Source organism: Candidatus Margulisiibacteriota bacterium (assembly GCA_028715625.1).
Classification (GTDB): Bacteria; Margulisbacteria; Riflemargulisbacteria; order GWF2-35-9; family GWF2-35-9; genus JAQURL01.
In genome coordinates, this window is the sequence record JAQURL010000067.1 from 1 (window position 1) to 13,799 (window position 13,799).

Annotated in this window: 12 protein-coding genes; 7 read left to right on the top strand and 5 right to left on the bottom strand. The window is 39.9% G+C overall.

What is annotated here, in order from left to right:
- Window positions 1-206: 206 nt before the first annotated feature.
- The 3 genes from PHV30_09865 to PHV30_09875 all read right to left on the bottom strand — a co-directional run bounded on the left by PHV30_09865 (window position 207) and on the right by PHV30_09875 (window position 4,047).
- A complete protein-coding gene (locus PHV30_09865) occupies window positions 207-1,316 on the bottom strand; it encodes a hypothetical protein (protein ID MDD5457322.1) in 1,110 nt (369 codons plus the stop codon).
- A 150-nt stretch (window positions 1,317-1,466) separates the two neighbouring features.
- Window positions 1,467-2,462, bottom strand: coding sequence for a hypothetical protein (locus PHV30_09870; GenBank protein MDD5457323.1), 996 nt, complete (start codon window positions 2,460-2,462; stop codon window positions 1,467-1,469).
- 115 nt (window positions 2,463-2,577) lie between these two features.
- Entirely contained in the window at window positions 2,578-4,047 is a 1,470-nt protein-coding gene (locus PHV30_09875) for an MBOAT family protein (GenBank protein MDD5457324.1), read from the bottom strand.
- Window positions 4,048-4,363: 316 nt separating this feature from the next.
- Between PHV30_09875 and PHV30_09880 the strand changes: the two genes are divergently transcribed.
- The 4 genes from PHV30_09880 to PHV30_09895 all read left to right on the top strand — a co-directional run bounded on the left by PHV30_09880 (window position 4,364) and on the right by PHV30_09895 (window position 8,403).
- Window positions 4,364-5,224, top strand: a complete 861-nt coding sequence (locus PHV30_09880) for a glycosyltransferase (protein ID MDD5457325.1) — start codon at window positions 4,364-4,366, stop codon at window positions 5,222-5,224.
- Window positions 5,225-5,246: 22 nt separating this feature from the next.
- Window positions 5,247-6,218 carry a hypothetical protein gene (locus tag PHV30_09885; GenBank protein MDD5457326.1) on the top strand — a complete coding sequence of 324 codons (972 nt, stop codon included), beginning with the start codon at window positions 5,247-5,249 and terminating at the stop codon, window positions 6,216-6,218.
- A gap of 81 nt (window positions 6,219-6,299) precedes the next feature.
- Entirely contained in the window at window positions 6,300-7,337 is a 1,038-nt protein-coding gene (locus tag PHV30_09890; GenBank protein ID MDD5457327.1) for an acyltransferase family protein, read from the top strand.
- 43 nt (window positions 7,338-7,380) lie between these two features.
- Window positions 7,381-8,403: an acyltransferase gene (locus PHV30_09895; protein MDD5457328.1), complete on the top strand. Its 1,023-nt coding sequence runs from the start codon at window positions 7,381-7,383 to the stop codon at window positions 8,401-8,403.
- A gap of 48 nt (window positions 8,404-8,451) precedes the next feature.
- On the opposite strand, the gene PHV30_09900 is transcribed toward PHV30_09895, so the two are convergent.
- Window positions 8,452-9,744 carry an O-antigen ligase family protein gene (locus PHV30_09900; protein ID MDD5457329.1) on the bottom strand — a complete coding sequence of 431 codons (1,293 nt, stop codon included), beginning with the start codon at window positions 9,742-9,744 and terminating at the stop codon, window positions 8,452-8,454.
- A gap of 31 nt (window positions 9,745-9,775) precedes the next feature.
- Complete coding sequence (locus PHV30_09905) at window positions 9,776-10,909, bottom strand: glycosyltransferase family 4 protein (GenBank protein MDD5457330.1); 1,134 nt, start codon at window positions 10,907-10,909, stop codon at window positions 9,776-9,778.
- A 303-nt stretch (window positions 10,910-11,212) separates the two neighbouring features.
- Between PHV30_09905 and PHV30_09910 the strand changes: the two genes are divergently transcribed.
- From PHV30_09910 to PHV30_09920, 3 genes are all read left to right on the top strand, one after another.
- Complete coding sequence (locus PHV30_09910) at window positions 11,213-11,983, top strand: glycosyltransferase family 2 protein (protein ID MDD5457331.1); 771 nt, start codon at window positions 11,213-11,215, stop codon at window positions 11,981-11,983.
- A gap of 3 nt (window positions 11,984-11,986) precedes the next feature.
- Window positions 11,987-12,934: a glycosyltransferase family 2 protein gene (locus tag PHV30_09915; GenBank protein ID MDD5457332.1), complete on the top strand. Its 948-nt coding sequence runs from the start codon at window positions 11,987-11,989 to the stop codon at window positions 12,932-12,934.
- 295 nt (window positions 12,935-13,229) lie between these two features.
- The coding region (locus tag PHV30_09920; protein MDD5457333.1) for an AAA family ATPase at window positions 13,230-13,799 on the top strand (570 nt) is incomplete at its 3' end.

The following is a 13,799-nucleotide window of genomic DNA, read 5'->3' on the forward strand; positions in this document are numbered from 1 at the left end:
CCAGTACTCCCCTGAAACGAACAAAGGTTGAGATGTAAAGATGTAGTGACCATAAATCTGGGCACTCAACTTCAACCGCCCGATATCACTGTAGTTGTGTCCGGAATGGGGTTAAACTTGGGTTAAAGAGAATCATTATCAAAATATAGGGCAGGCAAAACTGTTGGCTTATGTATAATGCATTATTTATAAAGGGTATATGGCCATCATGTTTTAATAAGACGTTTATAAAAGTAACGCTCTACCTTTTTCGGGTCCTTCAATCCAATAAGGCGCTTGTGTGCCTTTAGCACATGAGGTGTGCTCCTCCTGCCTCCGTCCGGGCCATGTGATGGATCATTCCAGTCAATAAGCCGTATTTTATTTCCTTGCAGGATCATATTATTTACAGTCCAATCATTATGTGTTTGATCAATAATTTCTGTAATCGCTAATTTAATCTGCTTTCTTTCCGGATATGTTCCATTATACATCAAGAAAGTCATTAAATTAATGCCGGGATGCCATTCGTTAACCTGTAAACCAGAGTCGTGTTGCAGTTTTTTTATGAGTGTTTTGGTCTTGTAATTGCTGGAAATAGTCAGATGATCAAGGCTCGTTTTAGGAGTAAGCCATTGCTTTCTTTCTGTTTTCTTTTTCTCTCCTTCGATTAGATATATGGCAGCCATTTTGTCAGAGGTGTGGCGTGGAACTTCGCCTATAATACAGGCGTTTCTGGACAGAAAGTATTCTTCAATTGTTTTCCTGAAGACATTTTCTTCTTTGCTGATTATATCTTCCTGGGGTGGCGTTTCAATAATAATGTTATCACCCATATTTAAAATCGCATCGGTGACGTCTTTCCAGTTCGCCCCAAACCAATGAATGATATTTAAGGCCAGCACAACGTCAAAAGATTCACATTCGCTAAGTCTTTTCAAATCTTGCGGAAAGATCTGTTTGTTAAGCAGGATCACGTTCTTGAGAGATGTGTTGGCTTTACAAAGGTTGAGCAACTGACTTCCAACTTTCGGATACGCCGGATTATTCCCCTCAATCATAACGCAGACACAGTCATAGTCATGCGCTGTCCTAAATGAATAGTAACCCTGACTGGCACCGATGTCCAACATCGCAAAAGGACGCTGATAACGGTCTAAAACTTTTTTAATTATCTGATATCGCAATTGATTATCACGACGGTTACCACTTGCTTTTTTAACTACGACGTTATTTATAATAATATCCTGATACTGTTCTTGACCATACTTTGTGATATCAAAAAAATTTCTATTTTTTTGGAATAAATCGGGAATTATTCTCCATTTTGAAACCATGAAAAACCTCTTTTTTCGTAATGGTTATGCATAGAATAAAAATCATCCATAATCAATATTTAAAATTATCTTGTTGATGATGGCCCAAATTATTGAAATACAAATTCAAGTATGATCTATGAAATTCTTTTTGCCTGATTTTATATCTCACTAAGGAGCTGTAAACTTGTCTTGAAATTTGATAGTCAAATGTTCGAGTTCAAGTTTTTGACTTTGCAGGTGCTGATCGATGTTTTGCTTCGTTACAAGTACTCCGAAATCATCTGGTAGTTCAATGGTACCCGCGCCGAATAATCGTTTAATTATCATATCACCAACACGATAGCGGAAATGAACTTCTTCATAAAAGTTCATAGGATCGGTCGTAACAGAGTTAAAACCACTGAAATCATAAAAATCTGTTAATGCTGCCAGTCTTTTTTTGACCTTCAGTAATGATTCAGCGTTATTCAAATAATGCTGATAGTAGGCAGGTGATATATAAAAAGTAAGCGCAAAGTGATGCTTTCCGGACAGCGCAATTAATTCCTCTATAGCAGAGAAACTTTCGTCCATTGCTTTTTGTTTATAGACTATCGGTTCATATTTTTTGAGAGTGTAACTAAAAAGCGGTTTGCCTGAAGATTCAATCTTTTTGTCAGCATATTGCCACCTCAGCAGCATACCTTGACTGTCAATGGTAAATCTGCGTTCCGGTTTTATCTTTCTCACCCTATCCATCCATCCTTTGAGTTCGTTCAAATCAGGCTTGCGGAAGAAATATATGCCGAACAATTTCAAACGGTTTGGTCCACCCGCATCCGGATGCATAATTCTCATCAGATGTTTTTCATGTTCTGATGCTAACTTATTGAAACAAAAGCCGTCCAGTCCGACTACAACAGATTTGATTTTGATGCCCTTATGGAGAAAAGCCTTTACAATAGCCAGATGTTCGGCAGGCAATCCTTCGCTGTAAGACATATTGAAGAATCGGCCCTGAGTGATTTTCGACACATCCATAACCCAAATTCGGGACGTACCGAAAAAGAAAGAGTCAAATCTATCGGGATCGCGGAAAATGAACTCCGTGTTAAACATATGCTGATTGACACCATCCGGATATTCTGCCGGATATAGTGACCTGTTTGAACTATACAGAATCATGCGAACTGCGTAATGATCTATGTATAAATTGACACAGACAGCAATGAGAGAGAATGAGAAAATCAGTATTAATGTTGTAAAAAACCATTTCGAATATTTCATGAATTTTTATCGCTCAGAAATTAAAATATAAAAATGTGTTGGATTGGTTTAACAAAAGAAGTCCGGCCACCATCATCAAACTCACTGCCAGCGCGGATTTCCAACCGGGTGAGAAATTGCGCAACAATTCGTTGGAATTTTTGGCAAGCACAACAAAAAAGATTAACGCGACACATAAAAAATAATTGTATGCATCCATTTCCGGCAGATTTTCCCGCCACGCGCCGAATTTGATACCCAGGGTGGTGAAACTCTGCCAGAAGGGACTGTCGGCCAGTTTAGAAGAGATTAAAATGCCATTTAAGCCCATCATGCCCTTCAGAACTTTAAAAGCATCCTTCCATGTAGTCGCCCGAAAAAAAATAGCGGAGACGTTAAAAAAGTTAAAGAAAAGAAACCAGGCCAGAAACTTGGGCATCCGGATTCCCAATTTTCTCCAATAGCGGTAAAAAATTGAAACTGCTCCGTGCGTAAAGCCCCAGAACATATAAAGCCATGATGCGCCGTGCCAAAATCCGCAGATAAGGAAAGTGAACATGATATTAAAGTTTGTACGTGCTTCACCTTTTTTGCTTCCGCCCAACGGAATGTATAAATAATCACGTAGAAATCTCGACAGCGTAATATGCCAGCGGTGCCAGAAGTCCACGATATTAAGAGCCTTGTATGGTGAATTAAAATTTATCGGCAACTTGACGTTGAATATGAGTGCGGCACCGATCGCCATGTCCGTATACCCGCTGAAATCAAAGTATATTTGCATAGTAAAAGAGAGAGCCGTAATCCATGCTTCAGTAAAGGTTAGCGTAGTCGCCACATCAAATCCGCCGTTGGTTACAATTGCCAGAGCATCAGCTATGGCAGCTTTTTTGAATAAGCCGATAGAAAAGATGAAAAGCCCTCTGCTTACGTTAGCGATATTGAAATGGCCTGCGGCTTCTGACTGTATCTGAGGAATTACCTCTTTATGGTAAGCGATCGGGCCGGATACTACATAAGGGAAAAATGTTACATAAAGGCAATAACTGAGGAAGTCGTAACGATATCCACCGTGGCGATAAATATCCATTAACCAGGCAATTTGCATAAACGTATAGAAACTGACTCCTATGGGAAGGAGAATGTGCAGTGAGCCGACATGAGACGAGAAAATGGTATTGATGTTTTCGATAAAGAAATTAAAATATTTAAAAAAACCTAAGAAAAGAATATTGACAACAATTGCAGCAACAAAAATCTGTTTTTTGCGCTTACCACCTTTTTCTATCGATGACGAGAGCGCGGACCCGAAGCTGTAGTTGAATAAGACGGAACAAATTATCACCAGCGAGAAATAAATATTCCAGAAACAGATAAAACACAGTGATGCTGTTAACAGGAAAAGACGCGCCCATTGAGCAGATAAATATCTGTATATCAGAAAGTAACCCGCCGCAACGAGCGGAAGAAAAATAAGAATAAAAGTATAGGAATTGAAAAGCATATGTTAACTTGTATGGAAATTAGTATTATCCAGCCATCCCCGTTATTCTTTAAAGGAATGATCGGGTTATTCAGTGATTAACGATGAGTCTTATATAATGATCTCGGACAGTTTGCAAGTTATAGAAAGCCGTATCGAAAAACCTCTGTAATTTTCACAAGAAATCAATTTCTGACTTTATGAAGATATAAAGAAGTCAACCTTATTAAAGGCTGTTTCATGTCTTCCCGACGTTTAATTCCCCTTGACATGGACAATGATCTTTGGTAGTAAACATCTATAAAATTAATAAGTTATTTGAAATTATAAAAAATTAATGACTGTAGACATTGTTATTGCGACTTATAATCGGGCAAGGATTCTGCCGAACACTTTGCAGAGCGTTCAGTCACAAACCTACCAGGATTGGCGATGCTGGATTGCTGAAGACGGAAAGACGTCAGAGACACTGGAAGCGATTTCGCCTTTTATGAAAGACGAGCGATTTATTTATTTTCCGGGCGACCACACGGGACGGCCAGCCTGTCCGAGAAACAGGGCGATTTATCAAGGCAGATCTGAACTGATTGCATTTCTTGACGATGATGATCTCTGGCTTCCGGAAAAACTTGAACGTCAAGTAAATTTTATGCAGAGCCATCCTGATTGCGTGTTGTTAGGATGCAATGCTTACAAAGTAAAACCCGGAGATGAACTGAACGATATTACCACGCCGCTCTATTTTCAAAAAAGAACGTTCTTCGGTTACATCCCGTATGAACGGTTTGTTCAACAGAATTATATCATTCTGTCGTCCTCTCTTGTTCGGCGGGTTGCCTTGAGCCGGTCGGGAGGGTTTAATGAAACATTATCACCGGCTGAAGACTTTGAATTGTGGCTTCGAATTGGTGCTTTAGGTGAAATATGGAATATTCCGGAACCTTTAGTGATTTATTCTGATTCTGCGTCGGATAAACACTATCCTGAGCTTGACCGGTATCAGAACTATCGGGAAAGGGCACGTGTATTGGATTTAGCTTTAACCGGCGATGGAAAAATACAGAGCCCTTTGTCTTATAAGGAAAATCAACGATATGCTGCGGCGTGTCGCTATGAAAAAGAATTCTATCTCGCCGGTCCCCGCTTTTTGGGAAGATTACGACATGAACTGATGTGGAAAATAAAAGGATACAAATAGTATCCGCCGTAGGAAATATTTTATGAAAAAATTCATTCAGGAAACAGTCAACTTTTTATTAAAACCGCTGGATTTGGCTCTCCATGAACGTGATTTACAATGGGAAAGAGACGTCCTGTTTTCCTTGTACGAATCCCGAAGGACATGGACAAATGAAAAAATCAAATCCAAAGTGGAATGCATTATGTTTTCAAAAGACAGAGTGTTGCAGCTCCATGCATTATTGTCTTCGTATTTTGAAAAAATTAATTTTCCTCCTAAGGTTTATATTTTATATCAAACGTCATCGGCAGCTCATCAAAACGCATATGAAGATTTAAAATCATTGTTCAGCGACAGGGACGCTGAATTCATCAAGCAAAGTAGTGATCAGTCGTTTCGGGAAGATGTGATCAGGTTACTCAAGTCACTCCGGTCAGAAAAGGTATTTTTTCTTGTGGATGATATCATCTTTACAGAAGATACGGACATTGCCGATTTTGCAAAAATCAGCACGGATGAATTCATCCCAACATTACGTATGGGAATGAATCTTATGGAATGTTTTCCCCTGCAAAAACAACAACCACAGCCGCAATTTATCCAACATCAGCTTACGGAACCCGACAAGATAGCTTGGCAATGGGATCAAGGTATATATGACTGGGGATATCCCCTTTCGCTTGATGGTCATTTATTTTCAGCAAGAGAAATCACGATAATTACGGAATTCATTGATTTTCGGGCGCCGAACTCTTACGAAAGTAATCTGCAGAGATTTAACTGGCTTTTTCAGCATCGTTTAGGTATCGGCTACCGTAAATCGAAAACAGTTAATGTTGCCTGCAACAGAGTGCAAACGGAAAATGATAATATCTGCGGTAATATTCACCAGGACTATTTGCTCGATCAATGGACTAAAGGATTTCAAATGGATTACAGGAAATTATACGGATTCGTGAATAAAGGTGCTCACCAGGATATTCCGTTTAACCTGGTAAAACGAAATCGCTGAAATATATTACAGCCCCATTTAGATAAAGTTTATGATAAAAGCGTAAGCAGGTGGTTGCTATGACTTTGAAAAAGGGATCTTATGAATGCTGTCGATAAAATAAAGTCTTTCTTCAAAATAGATCAAATGACGTCATCAGGGCGTAATCTTCATGTCGACGCGCTGAAAGGTATGGCAATTATTTGTGTCGTGATAATTCATTCCATCCAGCATAACAATCCGAATTACGACAACAACGCTTTGCATAATTTTCTTTTTCCCGTTCAAATGCCTCTTTTTATGCTGCTGAGCGGTTTTATAATTTCATCTCAACTGAAAAATACATTTTTAGCCTATTTTAAGAAATATTTGCTTAGATTAATCGTACCTTTCTTTGTCTGGGCTACCGTAAGCTACGTCGTTTACCGGTTTTATCTCGGCGCTAATCTGCCTGCGTATCTTCTCAGTGTGGCCAAAGCACCGGATACAGGATTGTGGTTTTTGTGGGTACTGTTCCTGGAAAGTATTCTGCTCTTTTCAGTTCTCAAACTGGTCCAGATTAAAAACTGGATACGCTGGGAAAATTATTTTGTTATCGCATCAATTATTTTGGCCAGGTTAGCGTCTACCGATCTCTTCGGCTTATCTGAATTCAGGCTCTATTATCCTTATTACGCGGCAGGTTATTTTGCCTTCAAGTATTATGATGTGTTGAAAGAAAAACGTAATTTATTTTATTTCGCTGCCGTTATCGGTTTTCCCATTCTTATATTGGGATGGAAGAGGAATGCGTTCCCGACATTTTATCCCGTACTGGTTAATATTTTCGGCGAAACAGGATTTGCACGCTTAATAATATCCATATATAAATACGTAGTGGCTTTCCTTGGCATGATGTTCTTGTCTTTTCTTTTGGAGCGTATACGGAACACGCGCTTTTATTTGTTTTTGTGCTGGGTTGGTACATTGACTTTGGATATTTACGTTTGCCATGGTTATTTTATATTCAAATTTGGCGACCGGGTATGGCAGTGTCTGTCTTCTGCCGCGATAGCGATTGTATGTTCGCTGGCGTTGACGTTACTCTTTCTTAAACGCTTTAAAGTTACCCGGACGCTTTTTCTCGGGCAGAGCCTTTGAAAGAGTTCCGTAATGAATATTTTTTCCTCCGGGAAAGGAATCTATGACTAATCCGGCAAGAAATGCAGGGATAGATATCCTTAAAGCTCTTTGCATTGTGTTGGTGGTGATTTGGCATTGTCAACCTGTTACGCCATCCATGCTGCCTGATAATTACACTGCCGCACTTCTGGGTAAGCAAGTTCTCGAATTTTTTTACCGGAATATATCTCTTCTGGCAGTTCCTTCGTTTATTCTGATTTCTCTGTATCTTTTTGTCGGTAAGTTATCTGAAACCGAAGATTACTGGAAGAAACGACTGCCGAGATTAATTCAGGTTTATGTATTTTGGGTTGGGATCCAATTTATTCTCTATTTGCTTTTGGGAGGCGGCCTGCCCCTGCCTTTGAAAACTATTTTCCGGAGCGGTGGTCCTGACCTTCCTCTGGGAGCTTTTATGCCGCCCATGCCTTCTATTTTCTATTTTCTCTATATTTTAATTTTTTGCACATTGCTGACATTTTTGTTTTTCAAGCTTCCCGGAAAAATCAGGATAGCTTTGGCTTTTGCCATTGTCGCCTCCTCTTGTCTTTATTTTGTATACACGTCAGCGAATGGTATCGGCATAGATACCCGTTCCATGAAAGGTTATTATGTTTACATTCCACTTTCCTATTATTTATATCATTATCGGGACAAATTCATTCAGTATCGTGTTTTATTTTTTGTCGGATTTATTCTTAGCGTTTTTGGTGAATGGGTATATTTTAATGGAATGACTTCGGCCTATGGAAGAATGTCTGTCCTTTTAGGCACTTTATCTTTAACGACAATTTTCATTTCAGGATGGTCAAAAACAAATACTCCGATAAGATTGCTGTCCAAATACTCGATGGGAATTTTCGCACTTCATCCATACGCTCTTGCTGCCGTCAATGTTTCCTACGCGCTATTTAATAAACAATACAAAGTTTTACCGGCCCCATCGGCAAGTGAAGGACTTTTGCTGTTGTCCGCTATCTTTGTTCTTACCTGTCTGTGTGTCTGGTTGATGAGCAAAGTGAAGCTGAGTAAATATGTTTCATAAACTGAGTAAAGTCCGGCCGGCTTTCAGGATTTAAAAATTGTGCGGCTGTCAGGAAGTGCTTCGTGTTTCCTGATTCACTGCCTGATTTTTTCCTGCTAGACCCCAGACAATAGTGATCATTGCCAGAATCGTGTAGAGACTGATCCATGAAGGGTAGTATAAATCATTAAAAGGTATCTGAACAATTATTGATACCAGGCAGGCCAGAAGACAGACAGCCCATGCCCGCCATCGGCTGTCTTGCGATTTTCTCCAAATTTGCCAGAGCATTAACAAAGCGACAAGCAGAATGGACAAAAACAGCATCAACCCGACGATACCTGTCCGAACTGCAATGTCGAGATAAGCATTGTGGGGACAGTTAAAAATCCAATTTGGCGAAAGCTGATATTCTTCAGGTAATTTCTGATTATATTTTTTTAAATCAATAAGGTTCGGGTTGCCGTATATTTGTATGCCAAAGCCCACTCCTGTAACAGGATAGTCTTTAAAAACTTCAAAAAAGAGGCGGTTTATATTACTGCGGACGTCCTGGAACCCCAGACGGCTGACCCTGTCTCTTATACTCGGTATAGCTGTCGCGAAAAAGAGAGCGATTATAATAAAAACGATGGTTTTCTTTTTGTTCACACTCATGATCAAAAGCGCGGTGATAAGGCCTATCAATGCTGCTCTGGACTGACTCAGCAAAGTTGCCAATGTTGTTATCAAAGCGCAAAAAATAAGAAAAAGCTTAACAGCACGCGTTTTTGATTGATATAGTTTATTCAGCATCAGTGGTATGAAAGCGACTGTAATTATGACCATTGTGCCCGTGTACATAACTCGGAATCCTATCCCCAACCGAGCGCTAAATGGATATCCATCGATAAAGTAATAGCCAATGATTGCTCCAATAGAAAAAAACGCTATAGACAAAATCATAATCCACGACAGCATTTCCAATCTCTTCCGGGTATGGAAATAATTGACCAGCAGATAGAAAATAATAAGATATTGCAATAAATGAGCATAGATATCGTGAATGGAGTTTTTAGGATCGAGCGTAAAGAATAAACCTATGATTGACCATATCAGAAACATGGCAAATGGAATTGTCAGCGGCCCACGCAAAGTAAAATCTGTCTTTTTTAAAAGAATTAAAAAAAGTAAAATACCAAGGGAAAGATAGAATAAAATTTCGCTAACCGCCGTGAGGGGCAGTGTGTTTATAAATAAATAAAGTCCCGTGAAAACTGGAAGCAACAAATTCAAAAGCATAAAAAACCGCTGAGAGACATTGCTTGCCGGGCTTAACGCGTCTTCAAAATAATTTGCGATGAATCTTTTTAATTTCTCCATGATGTTATGCTTTATTCTGGCTATCTTTAAATCACATCTTTATTTTTCTTTCAATTATTCCTGAATAAATGTTTCGATATTTTGCAGCCACAGAATCCCATGTATTTTGGCAAGCAGTTTGAATTGCGGCGGCGGACATCTTTTTGCGAGTGCTTTCGTCAAGAAGCGAAACTATTTTTGCCGCGATGTAATCAGAGTCATTTGTATCTTCAACAACAAATCCGTTTACACCTTCTCTAACAATATCTCTGGCGCCGACATTACCACTGATGACAACAGGCAGGCCGGCTGCCATAGCTTCCAGGACAACCATGCCAAATGTGTCAAATTTTGAGAGCATAATATAAATATCTCCGGCCGTATACATGTTGATCAATTTTTCTTTGCTTACAGGCCCTGTGAAAATTACATCGGAAATCATTCCCATATCCCTGATCAATTTTGTGTATTTTTTTATATTTCCCTTGCCCGCAATAACAAGCTTAAAGTTTTTATTCTGAGCCTTTAATTTGGCAAGAGAGAATAAGACATCGTCAAGGCCTTTAATTTCAAAATTCATTGAGACAAATAAAATTACCGTATCTTTAATGCCGATTCCGAATTCCCCGCGTATCGAGTTGCGAACAGAATTTATATTTTGTTTCCCGTAATCATTTAAATCCACGCCGGGGTTAATAACAACAACCTTATCAGAGTCGATTTCATATTCGTTTAAGAATATATCTCTGGTCAGTTTGGAAACGGCGACAAACTTCTGGCAGTTGCCTTCATAAACCAGTTTTCTTTCCACCCAGGCCGTTGCTGAATCGAAAAGACTCATCCGTTTTCGTCGAACATTATGCACCCAATAACGGTGAGGAACTCCGTGCATCGTAAAAATGTCAGATGCGAAAATTCTATCATGGCTGTGAACGAGAGAAAAATTGTTACGACCAATTTTGTATCCGGCAAGGTAGGCAAACCCGGGTGTGGTTAGAAATTTAGGAAAAGAAATAACAGGTGTTTTATGAAAAGTCACCGGAACAGATCCTTCCTGCCAGCGGCTGGCGAAAACATGAAAATCAAAAGCTGTTGCAGAAACAAGCCTGCCTGTCAATTCAGATGCGAATTGTTCGGCTCCGCCCATCAAACCATATTTAGGTATAACTACTGCTATTTTATGCATAAATTCCAAAGATAATTTTTAAAATTTGCGCATTTTTAACATAGAAATATAAAAAAAGCATGTTCTAAATTGACAATTGTTTACTGGTTAGAAGCATCATTATGTGTTTACTCCCGCAATGTTCTCTGTGAAAACAAGAAGAAGATTAAAAAATAATAAGTTCATGAATGACAAATAACTAAATAAATTATAGATTTGTAAAGCAAGAAATGATAGGTAAAACGAAATGTTTTTAATAAATCAAAACTTTTAAATATAGCTTGGCCAGGTGATAAGCAAGGGAGATCTTTTAGGGATATTATTTTGGAGAAAATTTTGCTTTCCGTTGCCATAATTACAAAAAACGAAAAAGAAAATATCCGTCAATGTCTGCAAAGCATCTCTTTTGCAGGCCAGATTGTTATTGTTGACTCCGGTAGCACCGATAACACGCTGGAAATTGCCGCTGAGTTTGGTTGCGAGATTTATTCTGAAGCGTGGCGCGGTTTCGGCCCGCAGAAACAATCAGCTATTGATAAATGCAGCCAACCCTGGATTTTAGTCCTGGATGCCGACGAACGTATTCCCCCTGACACGGCGAATATTATAAAAAAAATTGTCACTGACTCTAATGTAAAGGACGCAGGGTTCAGTTTCCCCCGGAAAAACTATTTTCAGGGACGCTGGATAAAACATGCCGGCTGGTGGCCGGATCGAATTGTCCGTCTATTCCGCAAAGAAGCAGGCCGAATAACCACGGCAATGGTTCACGAATCTGTGGAAGTTCAGGGGATGATCGGGGTGTTGGATGTTCCCATTGAACATTATACAGAAAGCAGTTTAAGCAAGATCATTCAAAAAATTGATAAATATTCAACACTGGGAGCTCAGGAAGCTTTTAAAGATGGGAAGCATTCCTCGGTATTTTCAGCTTTTATGCGAGCGTTTTTCACCTTTAATCAGGATTATTTTTTAAGGTTGGGTATGCTGGATGGCAGACAGGGGCTTACTCTTGCAGTGACCGATGCAGTTAATAAATTTTTCAAATACGCTAAATTGAGCGAACTCACAAAAATAAACCGTGGCGGTAGATAGGAAATGAATGAACGCTATGGTAACAATCCGGCTAATAAGATTGATATATCAATAATTATTGTCAACTGGAATACAAAAGATCTCCTGAAAAATTGTCTTAGCTCAATATATCAAACTATACATGATCTGACTTTTGAGGTCATCGTCGTTGATAACGCCTCCTCCGATGGTTCTACCGAGATGTTGGAGAGGGAATTTACTTCAGTCATCAGAATAGTCAATCAAGAAAATAAAGGATTCGGTGCGGCGAATAATCAGGCGCTGGCAGCAATGAAAGGAGAATACGCCCTTTTGTTGAATACGGATGCTGTATTGACTCCTGATGCGGTAAACAAATTATGGAATTTCTGTGAGGCAAATGACAAGGCCGCAATTGTGTGCGGACAGCTATTGAATGCCGATGGCACCAAACAAAATTCCATTGCATCATTTCCCAATTTGCTTACGCTTTCTACTAACGTTTCGCTTCTGGAATATCTTTTCCCACGCTGGTATCCCAGTAAAAGATACAAACATACATCCCCTGTTGAAGTGGATTCGGCGATCGGCGCCTGCATGATGATCAGGAAAAAAGCTTTGGATGAAGCAGGCGTTATTGACGAACGCTACTTTTTCTTTTTTGAAGAAACCGATCTGGCTTACACAATGCGCCTTAAAGGCTGGAAAATTTATCAGGTGCCCGATGCTTTTATCTATCACTTGCAGGGACAAAGTATCGGGCACAATATAAACTCACGAATCGAGTTTTACCGCTCACGTTATCAATTTTTAAAAAAATGGCACAACCCTCTTTATTACTATTTAGCCACCGGCACAATTTTTTTGCGATTATTGGCTAACGGATTTTCCAACTTTATTATTGTAGTTTTGACTTTAGGCCTGAACAAAAAGTTGCGATATAAATTGACCATGTATTCCAAATTAATCTATTGGCATTTTCAGAAAAATTAATTACCGGTATAATAAAAAACGCACTAATCCATTGACAGTAGGGCATGATTTTAGTAATAATTACCAAATTATTCGATATGTTATAGCCCTTCAGTTAACGTAACTGAGAGGGCGGAGCTGTAAGTGAGGTATTTTCGGCAATAGAAATTGTAGGGACTGGAGACTTTTGCACAACGGCATAAAGCCAACAATATTATCATTCCCGTCGCTTCTGGCCAGCCATATTCCATAATATCGTGGTCTATATTCCGTAATTTACGTTGATAGATTCCATATTTTACGCTATGATGTCCTCATGAAATCAACCATTTTATACTCGCGCCTGATTAAAGCGCGTATCGTAGAAGCGCTGGCCGACACGCCCGTTGTTCTGGTTGCAGGTCCGCGCCAGGCAGGTAAAACAACCTTGGTGCGGCAGATGGCAACGCAAGGAATGCGCTATCTCACGCTGGATGATGAGTTGACGCTATTATCCGCCAGGGCAGATCCGGTCGGGATGGTTCGAAGCCTGGATCGAGCTATCATTGATGAAATCCAGCGCGCGCCCCAACTCTTGCTGGCCATCAAGAAGAGTATTGATGAAGATAGGCGTCCTGGTCGGTTCTTACTGACTGGATCGGCCAATTTGATGGCATTGCCTACCGCAGCGGATTCTTTGGCTGGTCGAATGGAGACGATCACTTTGCTGCCGTTGTCGCAAAGCGAGTTGTTCGGTAACACTGCAAATTGGATTGATGCGGCGTTTGCCGGCCGGTTGCTCAATGTTGCCATGCCAGTAGTGGGGGCGGCGTTGGTCGAAGCTGTTTTGCGAGGTGGCTACCCTGAAGCGATTTCCCGCAGGGATTCGCGAAGGCGTGTCGTGTGG

Coding starts and splice junctions, on each gene's coding strand:
- PHV30_09890 (MDD5457327.1), top strand. CDS start 6,300: ATGAATGCTGTCGATAAAATAAAGTCTTTCTTCAAAATAGATCAAATG.
- PHV30_09865 (MDD5457322.1), bottom strand. CDS start 1,316: ATGGTTTCAAAATGGAGAATAATTCCCGATTTATTCCAAAAAAATAGA.
- PHV30_09905 (MDD5457330.1), bottom strand. CDS start 10,909: ATGCATAAAATAGCAGTAGTTATACCTAAATATGGTTTGATGGGCGGA.
- PHV30_09870 (MDD5457323.1), bottom strand. CDS start 2,462: ATGATTCTGTATAGTTCAAACAGGTCACTATATCCGGCAGAATATCCG.
- PHV30_09880 (MDD5457325.1), top strand. CDS start 4,364: ATGACTGTAGACATTGTTATTGCGACTTATAATCGGGCAAGGATTCTG.
- PHV30_09900 (MDD5457329.1), bottom strand. CDS start 9,744: ATGGAGAAATTAAAAAGATTCATCGCAAATTATTTTGAAGACGCGTTA.
- PHV30_09895 (MDD5457328.1), top strand. CDS start 7,381: ATGACTAATCCGGCAAGAAATGCAGGGATAGATATCCTTAAAGCTCTT.
- PHV30_09915 (MDD5457332.1), top strand. CDS start 11,987: ATGAATGAACGCTATGGTAACAATCCGGCTAATAAGATTGATATATCA.
- PHV30_09875 (MDD5457324.1), bottom strand. CDS start 4,047: ATGCTTTTCAATTCCTATACTTTTATTCTTATTTTTCTTCCGCTCGTT.
- PHV30_09885 (MDD5457326.1), top strand. CDS start 5,247: ATGAAAAAATTCATTCAGGAAACAGTCAACTTTTTATTAAAACCGCTG.